The organism is Agrobacterium sp. GW821-FHT02D03 (genome assembly GCF_059421725.1).
Map to the genome: position 1 here is coordinate 748,684 of NZ_JBWKVN010000002.1, position 21,329 is coordinate 770,012.

The following is a 21,329-nucleotide window of genomic DNA, read 5'->3' on the forward strand; positions in this document are numbered from 1 at the left end:
CTCCCAAGGATGTCCTGATTGTTACAGCGCAATCGTCGGAAGGGGCCATCTAATGAAAAAACAACCACATTATGTCGCCCGCAGTTGGTCAATGTCCTTCCCTTACGTCACCTCATCCATTCGTTGCCATGTTGCAACGGGATGACGGTTTCAGCTCGCGATCAAGTGCTAAATCAAAGCTGCGGCGTGGACATTGGAGGAGGTTGCAAGCAGTCTCTGGACAACGGCGGGGGCCGATTCAGAAAGGTTTTCTAATGCGAAACGTCTTCAAGCTTGCTGCACTCATGACAGCGCTTGCTTCCACCACCGCCTACGCGGCTGACCTTGCCGTTCAGACCGAACCGGCAGTTGTTGCCGATCCAGGCGGCTTCTACATCGGTAGCCTGAACAGCCTGACATTTCTTGACGACACGAACTTCTCGACTATCGGCGCTGGCGTCAACACCGATTACGATGTCGGATACTACAGCGGATTCCGCGTCGGTTACAGCTTCGGTTCCTACGACTTCGTTTCCCCACGCCTCGAGCTCGAAGTCGGTTACGGCCGCTCGGATGTCGACACGCATACGGTAAACGGCGTGGACGCTGCTGGTTCCTTCGGCTCGGCTCGCAACTTCCAGGGCTATGTCAACGGTTACATCGACGTTCCGACGGGAACGGCCTTCACGCCATACTTCGGTGGCGGTATCGGCGCGATGAACCTCAAGCTTCGTCGCCAGGGCACGGCTGCAGCCGGCGTGATCATGAACGACAGCGACACCGCATTCGCGTACCATCTGGATGCAGGCGTCGGCATCGAGCTGAACACCATTTCCTTCCTGCGTGACAACGCGCTGTTTGCCAACACCACCTTCGATATCGGCTATCGTTACACAGGTGCCGACAACTTCGACTTCACTGCTACGGACGGCACCGTCTCCAGCACGGATTTCAAGAGCCACGCCATCACCGCAGGCTTCCGTCGCCAGTTCTGATCGACGATTGAATATGACAAAAAAGGGGATCGCGTGCTGCGCGGTCCCCTTTTTGTTTCTACGGACGGCTTTAAAGCTTGGATAAACGGAAGAGCAGAAGCCAACTCCCGGAAGGCCGTATGCTTTACCGCGCCTTGCCTGAGAGTTTTCCGAACGCTTTCAGAAGACCGTTCTCGGAGATCAGCAGATAGTCTTCCATCTTCTCGCTTGCCTCTGCGAACCTGTCCTCTTCACACAAAGAGACAATCTCGTCATTCATATCGACGAAGGGTGAATGAAGCAGACGAGGATCCTCGATGAGGGCAAAACCCAGGCGAAGCTCGGCCGAGACCCTTTCGTAAAGCTCGCTCAACCGCTCGCTATCGGCAAGTGCGACGACAGCCGAGTGGAAGGCCATATTGGCGCTGCCGACATCGACCCAAAGCTCCTGCTCCCGCTTCTTCTTGGCTTCCTCTACGGCCTGACGCATGACCTTGACCGATTCATGCAGGCGCCACGCTTTACGCAACGCTCCGCATTCGAGCATGCGGCGTACCCGGTAAATATCCATGATCGACGCCATGGTCGGGGTCTGGACGAAGACGCCACGATTGGTTTCGTGGCGAAGCAGCCCTTCCTTCGTCATGATGCGGAAGGCCTCGCGCAGAGAGTTGCGGGACACTTCCAGATGCTCGCTGAAGGCTGCTTCGGATATGCGCTGGCCGGGTCTGAGTTCGCCCGAAATTAGCATGAGGCGGATGCGCTTGGCGATCCAGTCGGACAGCGGCATGCTTTCACGTGTGTCTGTCACAGGCTTCCTCGCTTCTTCTTGCGGCGTCTTCAGATAACAAAAGACTGGCGGAATCAAGCAATAGTTTCAACGGCTTTAACCACGCCTCTGCCGGGACGGCAAAGTCCTCTCCGAAGGCTGTTTTCGACGCCAAGAATATAAGCATGAATGAACAAAATAAAAAAATTGTTGAACAATATTGACATCACAAACAAACCATCCATGATGACCTCATAAGCATCCGCGAGGGGCGGGTGACGATAAGAACAGGAAAACTCTCATGCAGCAGACCGAGCAAACGCCCGGCCGCACGAACGCGGCTGCGTTTAACCCGAAGAGCCAGCGCTACGCGCTCCTATCGGCGATGTTCCTGATGTCCATGGCCGCCGTCGGCCCTGGCTTCATCACCCAAACCGCCAATTTCACGGTGAAGCTGGGTGCAGCCTTTGCCTTCGCCATCATCGTCTCCATCATCATCGACTTCGTTGTCCAGGCCAATATCTGGCGTATCGTCACCGTCACACAGATGCGGGCTCCGGCGATTGCGAACGCCGCCATTCCAGGCTCCGGATATCTTCTGGCAGTCCTCGTCATCATCGGCGGCCTGTTCTTCAACATCGGCAATATCGGCGGTGCCGGTCTTGGCTTCAACGCCATGATTGACCTCGACCCCAAGATTGGCGGTGCCATCGGTGCACTCGTCGCCATCGGCATCTTCCTGTCGCGACGCGCTGGTGTTGCCATGGACCGTGTCGTCTACGTCGCAGCCTTCGTCAAGCTCGCCCTCATCCTCTACGCGGCGATCGTATCCGGCCCTCCTGTGGCTGAAGCCTTCCACCAGACCTTCCTCCCCGACACGATCGATTTCGCCACCATCACCACCATTGTTGGCGGCACTGTCGGCGGCTACATCACCTATGCGGGCGCACACCGCCTTCTCGACAAGGGCACGGTAGGCGTTGAGAATATTGGTGCCGTCAATCGTGCGGCACTGAGCGGCATCGCGATCACGGGCGTTCTTCGCTACATTCTCTTCCTCGCCATTCTCGGCGTTGTTGCAAGCGGTGTCGTCATCGACCTCTCTGGCAAGGCGGCAAACCCTGCAGGCCAGGCCTTCCATGCGGCTGCCGGCGATATCGGCTTCAGGCTCTTCGGTGCGGTGTTCCTCGCCTCGGCACTCACTAGCATCATCGGCGCGGCCTACACCTCTGTGTCCTTCCTCACCGCGTTCAAGCCAGAAATGACCGAGCGCCAGCGCAATCTTTCGACCGTCGCTTTCATCTGCGTTTCGCTGGTGTCCTATATCCTGATCACCACGCCCCCGGCCGCCATGCTCGTCTTCGTCGGCGGATTGAATGGTCTGGTCCTGCCCATCGGCCTCTCCATGCTGCTGTTTGCCGCCTGGAAGCGTCCGGACCTGATGCGCGGCTACCACTATCCGCGCTGGCTGCTCATCCTCGGCGCGCTCACCTGCTGCCTGACATGGTACATGGCCTACAAGTCTGTCGGCCCGATCTTCGCTCTGCTTGGACTGTAAGAAGCACAAGCAAGCATTTATCGTGGCCACCTGAGCGTGGCCACGGAGATCAACCGCATTTGGAGAAAGACGACATGGCGCATATAGACCTCAACAGCGATCTCGGCGAAAGTTACGGTGCATGGAGCATGGGCGACGACGAGGCCATGCTTTCCATCGTCTCCAGCGCCAACATTGCCTGTGGTTTTCACGCCGGAGACCCGACAGGCATCTACAAGACGGTGAAGGCAGCCGCCGCAAACGGCGTTACGATCGGCGCTCATGTCTCCTATCCGGACCGCGTCGGCTTCGGACGCCGGGACATGGATGTGACGCCGGAGGATCTGATCGCCGACGTCATCTACCAGATCGGCGCACTAAAGGGCATTGCCGCAGCAGCCGGCACCACGGTGCGCTACGTCAAGCCACATGGCGCGCTCTATAACCGCATCGCCCATGACGCCAAACAAGGTCAGGCAGTCATTGATGGCATAAAAGCCATCGATCCGTCGCTGGTGCTGATGGGACTGGCCAACGCGCCGATCCTCGAACTGGCACGCAAGGCGGGACTTTCGATAGTGGCTGAAGCTTTTGCCGACCGGGCCTATACGCCGGATGGGCAACTCGTGTCCCGCCGAGAAAAGGGCGCCGTTTTGCATGATGCCGGTCAAATTGCCGACCGCATGGTGCAACTGGCCCGCCATGGAACGCTGGAAGCCATCGACGGCAGCATGATCAAGATCGAGGCGCAGTCCATCTGCGTTCATGGCGACAGCCCAGGCGCGGTCGATATTGCACGCGAAATTCGCCGCCGGTTTGAAACGGACGGTATCGCCGTTCGCTCTTTCACCTCTTGAACGATAGGAGCGGCTAATGACCATCCCTACATCGCACACCGCCAAGAATGTCGAGCTTGCCCAAAAAGCACGCGCCAGCTACCGCGCTGGTCTCGTGCAGCCGACCTCCGGTATCGCGCCGGGCTTCACGCAAGCCAACATGATCGTGCTGCCGCGCGACTGGGCCTTCGACTTTCTGCTTTATGCGCAGCGCAATCCAAAGCCTTGCCCTGTACTGGACGTCTCCGATCCCGGCTCACCCACCACGCTTCTTGCGCCGGGTGCCGATCTACGAACCGATCTGCCGCTCTACCGGATCTGGCGTGATGGCAAGCTCGCTGAGGAAACACATGATGCCACGTCGGCCTGGGCCGAGCGCGACGATATGGTCGCTTTCCTCATCGGCTGCAGCTTCACCTTTGAAACGCCGATGGTGGAAGCGGGCATCGAGATCCGTCACATGACGGACAAGAGCAATGTCCCCATGTATCTGACCAACCGTCCCTGCCGCCCGGCGGGGCGCTTGAAGGGCAACATGGTCGTGTCCATGCGTCCGATCCCGGCATCGCGGGTTGCGGATGCGGCGACGATTTCCGGAAGGTTTCCGGCCGTTCACGGCGCACCGGTGCATATCGGCATGCCGGAAGAGCTTGGTATTGCTGATCTCGCAAAACCCGACTTTGGCGATGCCGTGCGCATCGAGCCCGGCGAAGTCCCAGTCTTCTGGGCGTGCGGCGTGACCCCGCAGGCGGCGGTCATGGCGTCTGGCGTGCCATTTGCCATTACCCATGCACCGGGCCATATGTTCATCACCGACATTCCCGATTCTGCCTATCACGCGTGAGGACATGATGCGCTTTCTCCCCGTCAGTCTCACGACGATCCTTGTCGAACTTGCCGATCTGGACCAAACGCTCGCGCTTTTCGCCTCGCTCGAAAACGATCCCGTCGCGGGCATCGAGGAAACCGTACCGGCCGCACGCACCCTGATGATCCGCTTTCGACCAGAAAAGATCGACGGGCAGGCGCTTGCCGCAGAGCTTTCCCGTCGCGACCTGACGGCGAAGATTCCGCCATCCGACAAGCTGGTCGAAATCCCGGTCCATTATAATGGCGAAGACCTTGCCGATGTTGCGACGCTGACAGGGCTTAGCGTCGACGAGGTGATCCGTCGTCATACCGAGAGCGAATTTACCGTTGCGTTTTGCGGCTTTGCGCCTGGCTTCGGATATCTGGTGGGTGGCGATCCCGCACTCCATGTTCCCCGGCGACAGAGCCCCCGCACCCGCATCCCGGCCGGCTCTGTGGCGCTCGCGGGCGCCTTCAGCGGCGTCTATCCGCAAAACAGCCCGGGCGGCTGGCAGATCATTGGGACGACACCCCTGAAGATGTGGGACATCGACCGCGAGCCTGGCGCGCTCTTCCAGCCGGGCTACCGCGTTCGCTTCCTCGACATGGACAAGGCGTCAGGAAAGACCGGCCTGCCAGTCTCGAAGGCAAAGCCGCGTAAGGAGCCGTCGCGCGAAGGGTCGCATTTCGAAGTGCTGGCGGCGCCCATGCCGGCTCTCTTCCAAGATCTCGGTCGCTTCGGACAGACCGGACAGGGCGTTTCTGCGTCCGGCGCGCTTGATCGTGGCGCATTCAATGCGGCAAACCGCATCGTCGGGAATCCGCATAACACGCCCTGCCTGGAGCTGACGCTCGGCGGCTTTTCCTTCCGCGCTGCCAGCCGCACCGTTATCGGTCTCACCGGCGCGCCCTGTCCCGTCACCATCGAAACGGCAGAGGGGCGTTTCACTGCAAAGACTTACGCGCCCATCCCGCTTGAGGCGGGCGATACCGTCACGCTCGGCCAGCCGCCAAAAGGCATGCGCTGTTATCTCGCCGTGCGAGATGGCTTCGATGTCGAGCCCGTACTTGGCAGCTTCGCCACCGATACGTTGGCCGTCGTCGGTCCAGAACCGGTCACGGCAGGTACGATCCTGCCGCTCAAGGCCGAAACGAACGAGTTTTCGAGCGTCGCCATCGATGAGGTCCCCGCCTTCGAGCCACCGGCCATGGATGAGGTCGTCACGCTCGACGTTGTTCTTGGACCGCGCACCGACTGGTTCACCCAAAAGGGCATTGAGACGCTGACGAACCAACTCTGGCAGGTCACGCCGCAGTCCAACCGCGTGGGCATTCGCCTTGCGGGCGAGGTGCCCGTGGAACGGCGCGACAGCGCAGAACTGCCGAGTGAGGGAACTGCAACGGGCGCGATCCAGATCCCCCATAGCGGCCAGCCAGTTCTCTTCCTTGCCGACCATCCGCTGACGGGCGGTTACCCCGTCATCGGGGCAGTGGCGGAATATCATCTCGATCTCGCGGGTCAGATCCCCGTCAATGCCAAAATCCAGTTTCGCCCGATCGGGCCTTTCGCCGACATTACGGCCAAAAACACTTAAATCCGAGGAGAAAAGCGATGAAGAAAGTCCTGATTGCCAATCGCGGCGAAATCGCTGTCCGGATTATCCGCGCCTGCCGGGATTACGGGCTCCAATCAGTCGCCGTCTATGCCGACCCGGATCAGGATGCGGTCTTCGTTCGCATGGCAGACGAAGCCTATGCGCTGGAGGGCGTGCGTCCTGCAGAAACCTATCTCGATATTCCCAAGCTGATTGCCATCGCCAAGCGTTCGGGTGCGGATGCTATTCACCCCGGCTACGGCTTTCTGTCCGAACGCGCCGAATTCGCGCAAGCCGTGCTCGATGCCGGCCTGATCTGGATCGGTCCCGATCCGCAGGTCATCGAAGCGCTGGGCGACAAGGTGGAGGCACGCCGTATTGCGACCGGCGTCGGCGCGCCGCTCGTTGCGGGCAGCGACGGTCCGGTAGAAACCGCGGCCGAAGTCATCGCCTTTGCCGAAGAACACGGCCTGCCTGTTGCCATCAAGGCTGCCCATGGCGGTGGCGGACGCGGCTTGAAGGTTGCCTGGAAAATGGAAGAGATCGCCGATCTCTACGAGTCCGCCGTCAGAGAAGCGACCGCCGCTTTCGGTCGCGGCGAATGTTTCCTCGAACGCTTTCTCGACCGGCCGCGCCATATCGAGGCGCAGGTTCTGGCAGACAAGCATGGCAACGTGCTGGTGCTCGGCACCCGCGACTGCTCGCTGCAGCGCCGAAACCAGAAGCTGATCGAAGAAGCCCCTGCCCCTTTCCTCTCGGACGAGCAACGTCAAAAAATCCACGCTTCCGCCAAGGCAATCTGTGCCGCCGCGGGCTATAGCGGTGCCGGCACGGTGGAGTTTCTGCTGGGCGTCGATGGCACGATTTCGTTCCTGGAGGTCAATACCCGCCTGCAGGTCGAACACCCCGTCACCGAGGAAACGACTGGCATCGATCTGGTGATCGAACAGTTCCGCATTGCCGAAGGCAAGACGCTTCGCGTTTTGGAAACGCCGGAGCCTCGTGGCCATTCGATGGAATTCCGTATCAATGCCGAAGATCCAGGCCGCGGCTTTCTGCCAACGCCAGGAACGATCACAGTTTTCGATCCGCCGTCGGGTCCCGGCGTTCGTCTCGATAGCGGTGTCGTCAGTGGTTCGAGCGTGCCCGGCGTGTTCGACTCTCTCATGGCAAAGCTGATTGTCACGGGCGAGGATCGCCGGCAGGTACTGCAACGGGCCCGCCGCGCGCTGAAGGAATTCCGTATCGAAGGCGTGGCAACCGTCCTGCCCTTCCATCGCGCAGCCCTTGAGGCGGAAGACTTCACCGGCGAAGACGGTTTCAAGGTTCACACCCGCTGGATCGAGACCGATTTCGCCGCAATGCCTGACGCGATGGAGCGCCCTGCCCAGGCAGATGACCCTTCCATCCACCGCACCTATCTGGAAATCGATGGCAAGCGCGTTTCGGTCGGCCTGCCCACGCTTCTGCTCTCTGCCCTCGGCAGCGTCGGTGGCGGAGCACCGGCTTCGGCAAGTGGCACAGCCACCAAAAATGACGGCGAGATTGCCGCACCAGTTTCGGGCACCCTCCAATCCTTCAAGGTCGAAGACGGCCAGATTGTTTCCGAAGGCGATCTGGTTGCCGTCATGGAAGCCATGAAGATGGAAACCCAGATCCTCGCCACCAAGGGCGGTACGATCCGTCTTCTCGTCAAGGAAGGCGACTACCTTCAGGCTGGCCACGCGCTGATGACGATTGACTGATCGCCCTTTGAGAGCAGGCGAGAACTGCGCCTGCTCCGGTCATCCCGTTGGTGTCGCGATCACGTAGAGACGCTATCAGGTGCTCCAGAATGTCTGCTGACGGAACACACCTCCTGCTTCGAGGTTAGCTCATGAACCAATGGAGGTTCCCATGAGCTCTGAGAAAGACATCGACAAGATCCATGCCGACGCAAAGCCGCAATTTGCGCCGGGCAAAAAGACGTCCGACAATAATGGCGTCGCAAGCGCCAAACCCACCGTCATCACCGGTTCCGAAGACGCGACTGTCAACAAACTGCCGCCGGGCAAGAAAAAGCCCGAAAAGGATTGGGACGTGAATTACGACGAGCGCGACACGAATGAAGGCGACTTTAGAGGGTAACCTTCAAGACGCGACAGCGCTGAGGACAGCTGACAACCATTGAGGCGTCGATTAGAGAGTCGTTTAAATTTTCCGCATAGATTATAGCGCTCTATAACCGCTACCCCGTGGCAAGGGCTGATCGATGCGAATAAGAGAACCGGACGACCTTTATAAGGCACTTGTTGCCCAACTGGCCTACACGGTTGCACCGATGACCGTCATGGGTTTTACCATCGTCGCCATTGGCTACTTCGCCGCGACAACCTTGCATGACACCTGGATTTTTGTCGCCATGGTGTGCGGTGGCTTGGCGTCCTTCAGCAAGATCTGCGTGATGCTGCGCCACCGACGCTGGACAAAGACCGGGCACCCCACCTCTTTGACGCCGAAAGACTGGGAGCTTGCGCATGCTCTTCTCACATTTCTCGTCGCCGCCTCGGTCGGCGCGATCTCCGCACTGATCTTCCGGTCCTCCGATTTCTCCCTGCATGTGCTGGCAACAGCGCTGCTGTTCGGTTATGCGGCCGGCGTTGCCAGCCGCATGTCGGTTCGACCTCTCATATCAGTGACCGCACTCACTATCGCGGCCGTGCCAACCACGATTTCGGCCGCCTTCGCGGGCGACGCGGCGCACTGGTTGCTGGCCACGATGTTCGCTGTCTTCCTGCTCGCGGCGATGCAGAGCGTGTCGCATGTGTATCGAACGGCGTCACAGCAGATCCTGCTGCGACTTGAGATGGAGCGCCTTGCGCGCGCCGACCCTTTGACCGGCCTTGCCAATCGCATTGCACTTCGCGAAGGCTTTAGCGGTATTTTGCGCACGACGGGCACGATGATTGCCGTTCATTGCCTTGATTTGGATGGCTTCAAGGCTATCAACGATCGCCTCGGGCATGCCGCGGGCGATGACCTGCTGATCGGCGTCGGCGCCCGGCTTCGGGACCCCCTTGAGCCCCAAGACATCGCCGCACGTGTTGGCGGCGATGAGTTCGTCGTCGTTCAGACGGAGGTCCGCAACGCAGCAGATGTCGAGCGCATGGCCCATGACATCGTGCGGTCGTTGACAACACCATTCAACCTCTCAAATGAACCGGTCCGCGTGGGCGTCAGCCTCGGATATACGGCTGAAGCGGCCAAGGATGCGGAGTTCAGCACCATGATACGCCTGGCGGACGCTGCCTCCTACCGGGCAAAGCGCAATGGCGGTGGCGTGGAGAAAGAACTGCCCTCCTTCGAGGAGGAATTTCCCGTGGCAGCTGCCTGAGGCGAGAGCCCCTTATCTTTGCGACTTCCGGCCATCCAGTGCGACCAGAATCCCATCATGCTGCCCATGCTGGAACTTTCGTGCCTGTCTCGAATTTAAGGACGATGGCACATACTGCAAAAACCACACCTCGACAGGATCAACAGCCCGACATTCGCGACAGGCTAATCGTGGCGCTTTATGCGCAATTGAAAGCGGAACGGGAGACGCGTGAGGCCATGGAGTGGGTCGCGCGGCACGGTGGGCTTTCGCCGGATGTGATGGAGGCCATGGCGTCCGACCCTGTTCCGGTGTTTTCGCAGGAAGATGTCGTGGCCGTCGAGCGGATAATCGACCGCGAGCGTTCCAGTAAAAGTTAGAGCGTAAAAGGAGGCTGGCGATGGCGCCAAGAGCCGTGTGGAGAGGCACTATCAAATTCGCTGATTTTCAGTGCGATGTCGGACTCTACACAGCGATCTCATCGTCGGAAAAAATCTCCTTCAACATCATCAATCGAAAAACCGGCAACCGCGTCGAGAGACAGTATCTCGACAGCGAGACCGGTGACAAGGTCGAGCGCGATCAGCAGGTCAAGGGCTATGAGCTTGAGAATGGCGACCACATCGTCATCGAAGGCGACGAGCTTTCTGAGTTGATGCCGGACGGCAACAAGGTCATCCGGGTGAAAAGCTTTCTCGAATGCGATGAAATCGACAAACTCTATTTCGACAAGCCCTATTATCTATCACCTTCGACCGACGAGGACCGCGAAGCGCTTTCACTCCTGGCGCAGACACTGCGGGAGCGTCAGGTCGCGGCTCTTGCAGAAGCAATCCTCTTTCGCCGCAACCGAATGCTGTTGATCCGTCTCGACGGGGACGCCGTGATCGCCACGACCTTGAACTATGATTACGAGGTGCGCTCGCAGACCGCCGCCTTCAAATCAATTCCCGACATCGAGTTCGATGACGAGATGCTGGAACTCGCAGGCCACATCATCAAGAAGCGAGCCGGCAAATTCGATCCGTCGCATTACAGCGACCGTTATAATGATGCTCTGACAGAACTGGTGCAGGCGAAGATCGAAGGAAAGACGATCAAGAAGCGTGAGCCAGAGAAGCGCGACAACGTCATCGACCTGAAGGAAGCCCTGCGCCAGAGCGCCGGTGCCTCCGACAAGAAGGCGGCCAAGCCCAAGTCGTCCGGCACCGCCAAACGCAAGAAGGCAAGTTGATCCATGGGCCTTCAAACCTATAACCAGAAGCGCAAGTTCGATAAGACGCCGGAGCCGAAGGGCGAAGCGGCGGCGACTGCTGGCAACAGTTTCGTGGTGCAGAAACATGATGCAAGGCGGCTGCACTATGATTTCCGCCTGGAAATGGACGGCGTGATGAAAAGCTGGGCCGTGACCAAAGGCCCGAGCCTCGATCCGAATGAAAAGCGGCTTGCCGTCCACGTCGAGGATCACCCGCTGAGCTATGCCGACTTCGAAGGCATCATTCCCCAGGGCCAATATGGTGGTGGCACGGTTATCGTCTGGGACCGTGGCACATGGTCCCCCATCGGCGACCCGAAGAAGGCCTACCGCAAGGGCCATATGGAATTCGAACTCGACGGCGAAAAGCTGAAAGGCCGCTGGCATCTGGTGCGGATGAAAGGCAAGCCTGAGGAGAAGCGCGAAAACTGGCTGCTGATCAAGGCCCATGACAAGGAAGCCAGCGAAACCATCGACCTGATCGAAGAGGCGACCAACTCCGTCAAGACGGGGCGAAGCATCGAGCAGGTGGCAGAGCACCCGAAGGACACCTGGAACTCGAAAGACGTCTCGTCCAAAGCCAAAAGTGCGAAGACGACCGGCAAGCAGGTGCATGATTTTCCCAAGGGAAGCCATAAGGCGGCAATGCCGTCTTTCATCAAACCCGCTTTGGCGACATTGAAGAACAATGCGCCGGAGGGATCGCGCTGGCTGCATGAAATCAAGTTTGACGGCTATCGCCTCCAGGCGAGGATCGAGAAGGGAGAGGTCGTTCTGCTGACCCGCAGCGGTCTGGACTGGACGGAGAAATTCGGAGAGGCCATCCGCCAATCGCTCGCGGCACTGCCGGTGGAAACCGCCATCATCGACGGCGAACTGGTCGTCGAAAAGGAAAGCGGCGTTTCCGACTTCTCCGCACTTCAGGCCGATCTCAGCGAGGGCCGGCAGGATCGTTTCCACTACTACGTCTTCGACCTGCTCTATCTGGACGGCCGGGACCTGCAAGGCGCTGCACTTGTGGATCGCAAAGCGTTGCTGGAAAAACTGCTGCCCTCGAACGACTCTGTGCTGCGCTACAGCGCGCATTTTCAGGAGGACGGAGAAAAGGTCCTCCAGCATGCCTGCTCGCTTGGACTGGAAGGCGTCATCTCCAAGGTCGCCGAGTCTCCCTACGTCTCCGGGCGTAAGGGGCAGTGGATCAAGTCCAAGTGCAGCAGCGGCCAGGAATTCGTTATCGGTGGCTATACCCTCTCTTCCTCATCGGACCAGGCTATCGGCTCTCTGGCGCTCGGTGTCTACGAGAATGGCAAGCTTCGGCATGTCGGCCGGGTGGGAACAGGCTTCACCGGCGCGACTGCGGAGATGATCTTCGACAGGCTGAAACCGCAGACGCAGACAGAAAGTCCCTTCTCGCAGAAGCTGACAGCACTGGCCCGGCGCGATCTTCACTACGTGAAGCCAGAGCTTGTCGCGGAAGTCGAGTTTCGTGGCTGGTCCGGCGATGGCAACCTTCGCCATGCCTCCTTCAAAGAGTTGCGGGAAGACAAGGCACCCAAGGAGATCAGCCGGGAGGTGGAAGACGTGACAGAGCCCGAGACAGGTGACGCAGTGAAGACGCCGCAAACGAAGATCAAGTTCACCCACCCTGAGCGCGTCTATTGGCCGGATCAGAACATCACCAAGGCGGATCTTGCCGATTATTATGCACAGGTTTGGGAGCATATTGCACCCTACGTCACCAATCGCGCGCTTTCACTGCTCCGCTGCCCGGAAGGGATCGACGGCCAAACCTTCTTCCAGAAGCACCCGTGGCGCGGAATGAACAAAGCCATTGGTGCTATCAAGGATCCGAAGGATCGGTCGGGCGAACCGTTGGTGGTGATCAGCGATTTCGATGGCATGATGGCGCTCGTTCAATCCGCCGTGCTGGAAATTCACCCATGGGGTTCGACCACCAAGTCCTGGGAGAAGCCGGACCTGATCACCATGGACCTTGATCCGGGTGAGGACGTGCAGTGGGGCGCTGTCGTCGAAGCCGCGCTCGACCTCAAATCCCGGCTGGAAGCAGCGGGACTTGCCGCCTTCGTCAAGACGTCGGGCGGCAAGGGCCTGCACGTCGTCACGCCACTGGAGCCGAAAGCCGGCTGGGCGAAGGTGAAAAATTTTGCGAAGAAACTCGCGACCGACATGGGCAAAGATGAGCCGGATAAATATCTCGCTGTGGCAACCAAGGCCAAGCGCAGTGGTCGCATCTTCGTCGACTACCTGCGCAATGGGCGCGGAAGCACGGCGGTGGCCCCCTACTCCACCCGCGCCAGAGCGGGCGCTACGGTTTCCATGCCGCTCGAATGGTCGGAGTTGTCGAAGATTAAAGGCCCGGCGGAGTTCACAGTGAAGAACACACCCGCGCATATAAAGGCGAGGATGTCTGACCCATGGGCGGATTTCCGGGCTTCCGCCAAGCCGCTTCCTGGCTGAGGTGTTGAGAGCATCGCCCTCATCTTAGGGACGCGTTAGGACTGCAGGCTCTTCTTCAGCGCATCCATGATGTTGATGACATTGCCGCCCTGCTTTGCCGCGGCGGGCTGCTTCTTGGCTTTGGACTTCGGCGCGTCCTTGGCCTTCGTCTTCAAGAGCTTCTGAACCTTCTTCTGCACCGTGTCCTGGACGAGCGACGGCTTCCAATTCGTCAACTGCTTGTCGATCTGCTTGTCCAGCGCCGCTTGCAATTCCTTATCGGCCTTTGCCTTTTTATCGATCGTATCGACGGCATCGCGCACTTCGTCGCCATAATGCAGCGTCCAGAGGATGATGCCCTTGCCGGATGGTTCCAGCAACACGGCATGCTCGCGGCGATAAAGGACCAGCCGGGCGATGCCAACGACCTTGCTGGCCCTCATCGCTTCGCGAATGACGCTGAAGGCTTCGGCACCGATCTTGTCCTCGGGTTTGAGAAAATGCGGACGATCGTACCAGATCCAGTCGATGGAGCCCGCGGGAACGAAGGTCTGAATATCGATGGTTCTGGTGCTCTCCAAAGCCACAGCATCAATCTCGTCTTCCTCCAGCAGCACGAAATCGCCGTCTTCCTTGGGAAAGCCCTTCACCTGATTTCTATCCGCAACCGGACGATGGGTGACGCTGTCCACATAGCGGCTTTCGACGCGATTGCCCGTCTCGCGATTGATGACGTGGAAGCGGATCTTGCCGCTCTGGGAAATGGCTGGCGTGAGCGAAACCTTTGCCGTGACAAGCGACAGCCTCAGATGACCTTTCCAGAATGTCTGTCTCGGCATGGAAACTCCTTGAGGTGCGAGGCTGAGTGGCAGCAACCTCTTCTAATCCCCAGAGGAGACAGGAAGTTCCCGAGCGTCAGATCCAGCCATCTCCATTTTTTCGCAGCAAGGGTGTGGAGAAGGCCGCGCGCACGCGCGTCGGCCATTTGGAGTCCAGCCTTGCCAACGCGTCGCGCCAGCGTTCCGATTGCAACATCGCCGCACCGATAACAACCGGCTCGATGCCGGAGGCTTGCAGCAGGGAGAGCCCGGCGAGGATAGATGTTCCGCTGGAAATCACATCATCGATGAGCGCCACGCGCTGCCCTTCCAGAAGCGGCAACATGCGCGGATCGATATAGAGCCGCTTTTCCTGCTTCGTGGTGATGGACGACATCGGCACGGACAGCTCCTCCAGATACCAGAATTTTCGAGACGTCCCGAGCGGCACATAGCGCGAATGACCGAGGCGGCGGGCCACCTCGCTTGCCAGCGTCAGGCCAAGTGTCGGCAGTCCCACCACCACATCCGGCTCGAAGGACTTCAGCTTGGCCGCAAGATCGTCCGCCAGAGCGCCCAGCACCGTGAAGGAAGCCTGATTGATGATCAGCGAGGCGAGCGCATGTTCTCCATCGCTGAGCGGTCGGATCGGCAGCCGAAGCTGGCGGCCATCATCCAGCGTGACCGGGTAGAAGCCGACCTTGGTCCCCTCCTCGGGAAAGCTGCCTGGCTCATGCAGATCTTGCCAGAACTCGTGGGGCTTCATCGCGCGTCCTTCCTCATCACTCTTTTCCGAACCATCGTCCGATTCCTGATAAATGCCCTATTAAATCCAAAGCGCTTTTGCACTAGAAATGAGATCGACAGACGAGCCGTGTCCCTCGGCTTTAATGCACAGATCCCAAGGATTTCCCTTATGACCGCCTCGACCAAGACCGCCGACGAGCTCTCCCTTTTGACGGCGCTGCGTCGCGATCTGCATGCGCATCCGGAGCTCGGGTTCGAGGAAGAACGCACCAGCCAGATCGTCGCCTCTCTTCTCGAGGAGGCGGGCATCGCTGTCCATCGCGGCCTTGGAGTCACAGGCGTTGTCGGCACACTTCAGGTGGGAAACGGCACGCGCCGCATCGGACTGCGCGCCGACATGGATGCGCTTGCCATGCCGGAACTGGCGGAGAGACCTTACAAGTCGACGGTTCCGGGAAAGATGCATGCCTGCGGCCATGACGGCCACACCGTCATGCTGCTCGGTGCTGCCCGCGCGCTTGCTGCCGATCGCAATTTCTCCGGCACGGTGCATTTCATTTTCCAGCCTGCGGAAGAAGGTCGTGGCGGAGCGAAGAAGATGGTCGAAGACGGGCTCTTCGAGCTTTTCCCCTGTGATGCGGTCTACGGTCTCCACAATATGCCGGGTCTCGATGCAGACGAAATGGCGGTGGTCGAAGGACCGCAGCTTGCCTCGTCCGATAGCTGGCGCGTAGTCTTCAAGGGCGTCGGTACCCATGGGGCGAAACCGCATCTTGGCCGCGACCCGATCACTGCCGCGGCAAGCTTTCTCTCCTCGTTACAGAGCATCGTCGGACGTGTCATCGATCCGCTGCAGCCCGCCGTCGTCAGTGCCTGTTCGCTTCAGGCAGGAGACCCGAATGCCCTGAATGTCATTCCCGATCTCGTGCATATTGGCGGCACGGCGCGGGCCTATGCCGCCCATGTGCGCGATCAGCTGGAGGAAGAAATCGGCCGTCTGGCGCAAGGTACGGCGTCCATGTTCGGCATCGAAGCAAGCTACGAGTTCATCCGTCGTATTCCGCCTGTCGTCAACGATGCCCATGCGACAGAGCGGGCGCTAAACGCGGCGCGCAGCGTCTTTGGGGCGAAAGTCCGGACGGCCTTTCCGCCTTCCACCGCTGGCGACGACTTCGCCTTCTTTGCTGGCGAAGCACCCGGCTGCTATGTCTGGCTGGGCAATGGTCCTGCGGTGGACGGCGCGCTGCACCACAACACCTCCTATGACTTCAACGATGACGCGATCGCCTCCGGAGTTGCTTTCTGGAAGACCCTGGTGAAGCAGGAACTGGCAGCGGAATAGCCGGTCTTGCGCGAGAGCCTCGGGGACGAGCGTTGAAGAAAGAAATCCTCAAGCTTCTGCAAACGCAGCAAGACGGCGAGGTGCATTTGGAAGAAGACGTGGCAGCTTCGGCGCCCGCTGACGCCGAACCGATAGCAGCATATTGGTGGCGGAGCCTGAAGGGATGTAAGCTCTACAGGGTCGCACCGCATCTGTCATCGTGCAAAGCGCCGTTGCCGATCACCCTTCTGAGCAGACTATTTTTTGTAACGCGGCAGTTATCGTCTTGAACTCCAGGTCAGGAACGTCTCTGGTCTGACACCATCCGTCCGCGCTTTCTCGATCAGCGGTTTAAGCGTGTCCTTGACGAACTCTTCCATTGTCGTGGGCAGCACCGGGCGATCATCGCGAAACTTGATCCTCCCATCGTTAAGAGCCGCCGCGGTATTCTTGTCATAGACCCACCGATCGAGCGTGCCGAACCTCTCCCGGAAGACCGTTTCGACCTCGTGACTGGTGGGATCGACGAAGCGATAATCCACCTCTCGACCGAGCGCCCGACCGATCATCGCGGCGATCTCGGGCATGGTGTAATCGATGCCCAGTTGCTTTATGGACCGGTGCTGGTCAGTCGGCGTGTCGAACTCCCTGGCCGCAAAATCAGCGAGATCCGGAATGGAAACCCAAGGCGCTTTGACGTGGGGCGCAAGCGTAAAGCCGATCCTATCATGGTGGGCAATCGCCTCCGCCCATCTGGACAGGTCCTCCATGAACCAGCCACCTTGGAGGTGCACCAGCTTAATGTCCCGTAACCGGTTGAGGATCTGGTCGAGAATATGGAAGCCCTGGAAATGGCCGGTGTTTCCGGTGAGTTCGGATCCCATTCCGGTCAGGCTCACGGCAAATCTCACCGGGGAATCCCGAAGTGCGTCGAAGAACCTGAGCGCTACAGCGGGATAGTGCCCATGAAAATCCTCCGCCGTCCAAAGGGTTTTGACCATGAGAAACGCAGCGTCAGCATCTTCGAAGAACTTGGAAAGTTCACCATCACCCGTGTCGAAGCTGCCGATGAACGGTTCTGCGCCCTTTGCGACAAGCGCATCGAGGGTGGGCCCTCCTCTCGACAGGGCTTTGACGGAATGGCCTTTGGCCAAGAGGTTTTCGGTCAGTTTGGCGCCGATCCTGCCGGTCGCACCAACCACGGCAATACTCATGGCTTATCTCCTGAAGTTGTTTGACCACACTAGAGGATTGCGTGACGTGGCAGAATTGGAGATAATGCCATATGATATCGAAATCAGGCCAATCTCTGAATAAGCGACCTTCTTGTAGTACCGCTTGCGATCTCAACCTCGCGCATGGGCCGGCGATGGCAATGAGGATGGACTTCGCTGACTATGAGGCCGAGGCAGACCCGCATCAGCATCCGCAGGGTCAACTGATCCTGGCGCTCCATGGCGCGGTCACGTGCACCGCGGAAAGCGGGGTCTGGATCGTTCCGCCAGACTGCGGACTCTGGGTCCCCGGCGGCGTTCCTCACAGCTATCAGGTCACACCCAATGCTCGTCTGACATATCTATTCGTCGAGCCCGGCGCGGCCACGCTTCCGGACGAGTGCTGCACGCTGTCGGTATCGCCGATGCTTCGGGAGATGATCCATCGCTTAGCGGACCTACCAGAGCAGGATGGGCGCGACGCGCATGTCGAACGCTTGATGCGAGTGATGCTCGACGAGCTCGCGCTGATGCCGCGTCAGAGGCTGGAGCTCCCTGTTTCTAATCATCCAAAGATCGCCCTGATCGCTAGGGCGCTCCTGGCAAATCCGAGCGACCGCCGAACCCTCGGCCAATGGGCTGAGCATGTGGCCGTCAGTGAACGAACGTTAAAACGGCTTATGATCGAAAAGACCGGATTGAGCTTCGGCCGTTGGCGACGCCAGCTGCATCTGGTGATCGCACTACGGGAACTGGCCGGTGGCGCAACCGTCCAGAAGGTGGCGGGCGACTTGGGATACGAGTCCACGACAGCCTTCATCGTCATGTTCAGGAAGGCGCTCGGTACCACGCCATCGCGGTACCTTGGCGGCGCGCAGCAGCTCTGAGAATGTGGGCCGAAAAACTGTCGCCTAACCGACATTAAGTTGACAGTGGCTCCCGCACCGTTCCCATCAGCACATCGGCGATACCCATGTCGGTCTGGTGGGGACCTGTGTTGCAGGCGAGCGTTGCGCCGAAGCAAGCCTTGAAGACGAGGTAGGGCGGCTGCCATTCCACGACCTTGCCGACGGCTTCGCGCAACGCCTCAAAGCCCGCAGCCACTTCCGTAAGAGGTGCATCGGATACGAGGCCGGAAAGCGGCAGAGGCAATAGGGCTGTCACCTTTCCGCCCGAGGAGACGGCCATTCCGCCGCCTGCCTTGATCACGGCATTCGCGGCGAGCGCCATATCCGCTTCATTGTTTCCGAAGACGGTCAGGTTGTGGCTGTCGTGGGAGACGGTCGTGGCGAAGGCGCCATTCCACTTTCCCCAACCGGTCAAAAAACCAGTCCGCGTGACAGGCTCCGCCTTACCGTGCCGGTGTGTGACAGAAATCATCGTCGTACCATCAGGAGGCACGACAAAGCCGTCAGCCACGTCAGCCTCGATCTCGCCCCACTGCGTGAAGCGCGGCCTGTCGATGGTGGCGAGCCGAACGCGTTTGCCATTGCTCTTCACCCGAAAATCCTCAGGCGAGCGAAGTGGCAGCTTCATGGAGCCTTTCAAAGGCGCCGCGTCGATCTCCGGCATATCCACGATCATTCGGCCTTTCTCGGCAACGGGGGTTCCACTGACCAGCACATGGCGGGCGGAGAACTGCGTCAGATCGTCGAAAACCACGATATCGGCCCTTCGACCGGCGGCGATCAGGCCGAGATCATTGCGCTGAAGGCGTGCTGCCGCATTGAGGGTCGCCGCCTGCAATGCCCATTGCGGCCGAAGGCCGTAGCGCACCAGCCGGCGCACCACATCGTCCAGCCCGCCGCCCTTCAACAGATCGTCGGGGAAGACGTCGTCGGTGCAAAGCGTCAGCGTCGGTGGCAGATGGCCGAGCCTGTTCAAGGCCTCGACGAATTCCGGCAGCAGATGGTCGTGGGAGCCGCGCAGTTCGATGGTCAACCCGGCGCGCAGCTTCGCCATCAGGTCGTCCGCTGATGTGAGTTCGTGGTCGGAGGTGACACCGGCTGCCATAAACGCGTTGAGATCGGCACCTTCCAGCCCACGCGCATGGCCGCAGATCAGTTTGTCTGCATGCAGCCCTTCCTGGAGAATGGCGCTCATGCGCGGGTCGCGCTCGATCACGCCGCGCATATTCATGACTTCGGCAACGCCGCCGACTTCCGGCCAGAAGAGAATTTCCGCAAGCACCGTCGCATCGAAATCAGCACCCGCCCGTTCAAGCCCCGGCGCCGACGGCACGCAGGAAGGCGCGAGCAAGATTGTTCGCAGCGGCAGGTTTCGGCTTGCCCGCGATGCCCAGGACATGCCGTCCAGTCCATGGACATTGGCAAATTCATGCGGGTCCCAGACAATCGTTGTGACACCCTTGGCGACGACCGCCGCGGCATAGGACGCCGGCGTGACCATGGAGCTTTCGATATGCATATGCGTATCGATCAATCCCGGGGCGACATAGCCGCCTGTGGCGTCCAGGACCTGCGCGGCGTCCTGTCTTGAGCCGGTGGGGTGGACGCTTGCAATCAGCGGACCCACGAGGCCGATGTCGGCGGGACGCGATTCGCCCGTCACCACATCCACCAAAGTCCCGCCGGAAATCAGAACATCGAAAGGCGCATCGCCACTCGCGGCAGCAACCGCGCGGGTGCGGAGTGCGGCATCATTCATGCCGTCGCGATCGGCAATGATCGGCGTTTCCCTCATCGGCTTGCCTCTGCTTCAAGTGCGCCAAGGATGATCTTGCGCGCATATTCGGCATCGACGCTCTCGGCATAGTGGGCATTGCAGCGCTCAGCATGGGCAAGCCGCGCTTCCACGACCGTTCGTCCACGCGTGAGGCTGCCCTGCAGTTCGATATCGATGCGCGCCGGTCTCCACACGACCCTGTCAGGATCAACGACGGCCACCGCCGCGCAAGGATCGTAAAGCGCCATGGCGTCGCGCCCCCGGCTGACGGCGATGTTGATGAAGCCTTCCAGCATATCGGCCAGCAGCGTCGCGTTCTTTCCACCCGCCTGCCGGATAGGCGCCACATCCGCAAGGGAGGCGGTGACCTTGCGGCAGAAGTCGAGATCGACCATGCGCAGCGGAAGCCCATGGGCAATGACGATGGCCGCGGCTTCAGGATCGGCAAAGGCGTTAAATTCGGCAGAGGCCGTGTGATTTCCAAGCGTCACCCCGCCGCCCATCCAGGTCAGTTCGGTGATGCGGCCGGCAAGATCCGGTCTAGCGAGGCAGACTGCAGCAATGTTGGTCAGAGGACCAAGGGCCAGAATCTTCTTTTCCCCTGCCCCCTCCGCCAACCACTGGCAGAGGGCGTCGAAGGCATGCGATGTCGGCAGATCGTCGGATGCTGGAAGCGCTGCACCCACCGTCGGGATACCGGTTTCACCCAGAATGCGTTGCGCTGTTTCGATCTCTCCAAGCACGGGGTTTGCCCGCCCGGCGTGAATCGGGAAGCACCACGAGAAAGCCAAGGCCGCACCCGCGGCATTCTTTTGCACCTGATCAAGCGGCGCGTTACCGAAGACCAGAGAGAGCCCGTCGATGACGTGACCGGACGCTACCACCACCAGAACGGCAGCGATATCGTCGAAACCCATATCGGTGTCGATCCACAGCCCCAT

At 59.8% G+C, this 21,329-nt stretch carries 19 protein-coding genes; 13 read left to right on the forward strand and 6 right to left on the reverse strand.

Annotated elements, in window-relative coordinates; genetic code table 11:
* Nucleotides 1-254: 254 nt before the first annotated feature.
* A complete protein-coding gene (locus tag AC07U5_RS16845; RefSeq protein WP_245495166.1) occupies nucleotides 255-974 on the forward strand; it encodes an outer membrane protein in 720 nt (239 codons plus the stop codon).
* A 124-nt stretch (nucleotides 975-1,098) separates the two neighbouring features.
* Here the strand turns inward: AC07U5_RS16845 and AC07U5_RS16850 are convergent, their stop codons facing one another.
* Nucleotides 1,099-1,764 carry a GntR family transcriptional regulator gene (locus AC07U5_RS16850; protein WP_062424513.1) on the reverse strand — a complete coding sequence of 222 codons (666 nt, stop codon included), beginning with the start codon at nucleotides 1,762-1,764 and terminating at the stop codon, nucleotides 1,099-1,101.
* Between the two features lie 259 nt (nucleotides 1,765-2,023).
* Here AC07U5_RS16850 and AC07U5_RS16855 point away from each other — a divergent pair, with 259 nt between their 5' ends.
* From AC07U5_RS16855 to ligD, 10 genes are all read left to right on the forward strand, one after another.
* The gene (locus tag AC07U5_RS16855; RefSeq protein ID WP_494723702.1) at nucleotides 2,024-3,280 is read left to right on the forward strand and encodes an NRAMP family divalent metal transporter; all 1,257 of its coding nucleotides are present in this window, start codon (nucleotides 2,024-2,026) and stop codon (nucleotides 3,278-3,280) included.
* Between the two features lie 74 nt (nucleotides 3,281-3,354).
* Nucleotides 3,355-4,116, forward strand: coding sequence for a LamB/YcsF family protein (locus AC07U5_RS16860; RefSeq protein WP_494723703.1), 762 nt, complete (start codon nucleotides 3,355-3,357; stop codon nucleotides 4,114-4,116).
* 16 nt (nucleotides 4,117-4,132) lie between these two features.
* Entirely contained in the window at nucleotides 4,133-4,939 is an 807-nt protein-coding gene (locus AC07U5_RS16865; protein ID WP_112520549.1) for a putative hydro-lyase, read from the forward strand.
* Between the two features lie 7 nt (nucleotides 4,940-4,946).
* The gene (locus tag AC07U5_RS16870) at nucleotides 4,947-6,539 is read left to right on the forward strand and encodes a 5-oxoprolinase subunit B/C family protein (protein WP_494723704.1); all 1,593 of its coding nucleotides are present in this window, start codon (nucleotides 4,947-4,949) and stop codon (nucleotides 6,537-6,539) included.
* Between the two features lie 17 nt (nucleotides 6,540-6,556).
* Complete coding sequence (locus AC07U5_RS16875; protein WP_494723705.1) at nucleotides 6,557-8,284, forward strand: acetyl/propionyl/methylcrotonyl-CoA carboxylase subunit alpha; 1,728 nt, start codon at nucleotides 6,557-6,559, stop codon at nucleotides 8,282-8,284.
* A gap of 151 nt (nucleotides 8,285-8,435) precedes the next feature.
* Complete coding sequence (locus AC07U5_RS16880; protein WP_062424514.1) at nucleotides 8,436-8,666, forward strand: hypothetical protein; 231 nt, start codon at nucleotides 8,436-8,438, stop codon at nucleotides 8,664-8,666.
* 124 nt (nucleotides 8,667-8,790) lie between these two features.
* Nucleotides 8,791-9,912: a diguanylate cyclase domain-containing protein gene (locus tag AC07U5_RS16885; protein ID WP_494723706.1), complete on the forward strand. Its 1,122-nt coding sequence runs from the start codon at nucleotides 8,791-8,793 to the stop codon at nucleotides 9,910-9,912.
* 104 nt (nucleotides 9,913-10,016) lie between these two features.
* Nucleotides 10,017-10,271: a hypothetical protein gene (locus AC07U5_RS16890; protein WP_062444176.1), complete on the forward strand. Its 255-nt coding sequence runs from the start codon at nucleotides 10,017-10,019 to the stop codon at nucleotides 10,269-10,271.
* A 20-nt stretch (nucleotides 10,272-10,291) separates the two neighbouring features.
* Nucleotides 10,292-11,125, forward strand: coding sequence for a non-homologous end joining protein Ku (ku, locus tag AC07U5_RS16895; protein ID WP_494723707.1), 834 nt, complete (start codon nucleotides 10,292-10,294; stop codon nucleotides 11,123-11,125).
* A 3-nt stretch (nucleotides 11,126-11,128) separates the two neighbouring features.
* Nucleotides 11,129-13,624: a DNA ligase D gene (gene ligD / locus AC07U5_RS16900; protein WP_494723708.1), complete on the forward strand. Its 2,496-nt coding sequence runs from the start codon at nucleotides 11,129-11,131 to the stop codon at nucleotides 13,622-13,624.
* 35 nt (nucleotides 13,625-13,659) lie between these two features.
* Here ligD and ku (AC07U5_RS16905) read toward each other — a convergent pair whose 3' ends face one another.
* Both ku (AC07U5_RS16905) and AC07U5_RS16910 read right to left on the reverse strand, forming a co-directional pair.
* Nucleotides 13,660-14,442, reverse strand: coding sequence for a non-homologous end joining protein Ku (gene ku, locus AC07U5_RS16905; protein ID WP_112952802.1), 783 nt, complete (start codon nucleotides 14,440-14,442; stop codon nucleotides 13,660-13,662).
* 76 nt (nucleotides 14,443-14,518) lie between these two features.
* Nucleotides 14,519-15,187, reverse strand: a complete 669-nt coding sequence (locus tag AC07U5_RS16910) for a phosphoribosyltransferase (RefSeq protein ID WP_494723709.1) — start codon at nucleotides 15,185-15,187, stop codon at nucleotides 14,519-14,521.
* 150 nt (nucleotides 15,188-15,337) lie between these two features.
* On the opposite strand from AC07U5_RS16910, the gene AC07U5_RS16915 reads away from it, so the two are divergent.
* Nucleotides 15,338-16,510 carry a M20 aminoacylase family protein gene (locus AC07U5_RS16915; protein WP_494723710.1) on the forward strand — a complete coding sequence of 391 codons (1,173 nt, stop codon included), beginning with the start codon at nucleotides 15,338-15,340 and terminating at the stop codon, nucleotides 16,508-16,510.
* Nucleotides 16,511-16,767: 257 nt separating this feature from the next.
* Here the strand turns inward: AC07U5_RS16915 and AC07U5_RS16920 are convergent, their stop codons facing one another.
* Nucleotides 16,768-17,703 carry an NmrA family NAD(P)-binding protein gene (locus AC07U5_RS16920; RefSeq protein WP_494723711.1) on the reverse strand — a complete coding sequence of 312 codons (936 nt, stop codon included), beginning with the start codon at nucleotides 17,701-17,703 and terminating at the stop codon, nucleotides 16,768-16,770.
* Nucleotides 17,704-17,774: 71 nt separating this feature from the next.
* Between AC07U5_RS16920 and AC07U5_RS16925 the strand changes: the two genes are divergently transcribed.
* Nucleotides 17,775-18,590, forward strand: a complete 816-nt coding sequence (locus AC07U5_RS16925; protein WP_494723712.1) for an AraC family transcriptional regulator — start codon at nucleotides 17,775-17,777, stop codon at nucleotides 18,588-18,590.
* Between the two features lie 34 nt (nucleotides 18,591-18,624).
* On the opposite strand, the gene AC07U5_RS16930 is transcribed toward AC07U5_RS16925, so the two are convergent.
* Nucleotides 18,625-20,406 (reverse strand): adenine deaminase, encoded by a 1,782-nt coding sequence (locus tag AC07U5_RS16930; RefSeq protein ID WP_494723713.1) that lies wholly within the window; start codon nucleotides 20,404-20,406, stop codon nucleotides 18,625-18,627.
* Nucleotides 20,403-21,329 (reverse strand): nucleoside hydrolase, encoded by a 927-nt coding sequence (locus AC07U5_RS16935; protein WP_494723714.1) that lies wholly within the window; start codon nucleotides 21,327-21,329, stop codon nucleotides 20,403-20,405. Before AC07U5_RS16935 ends, AC07U5_RS16930 begins: the two co-directional genes overlap by 4 nt.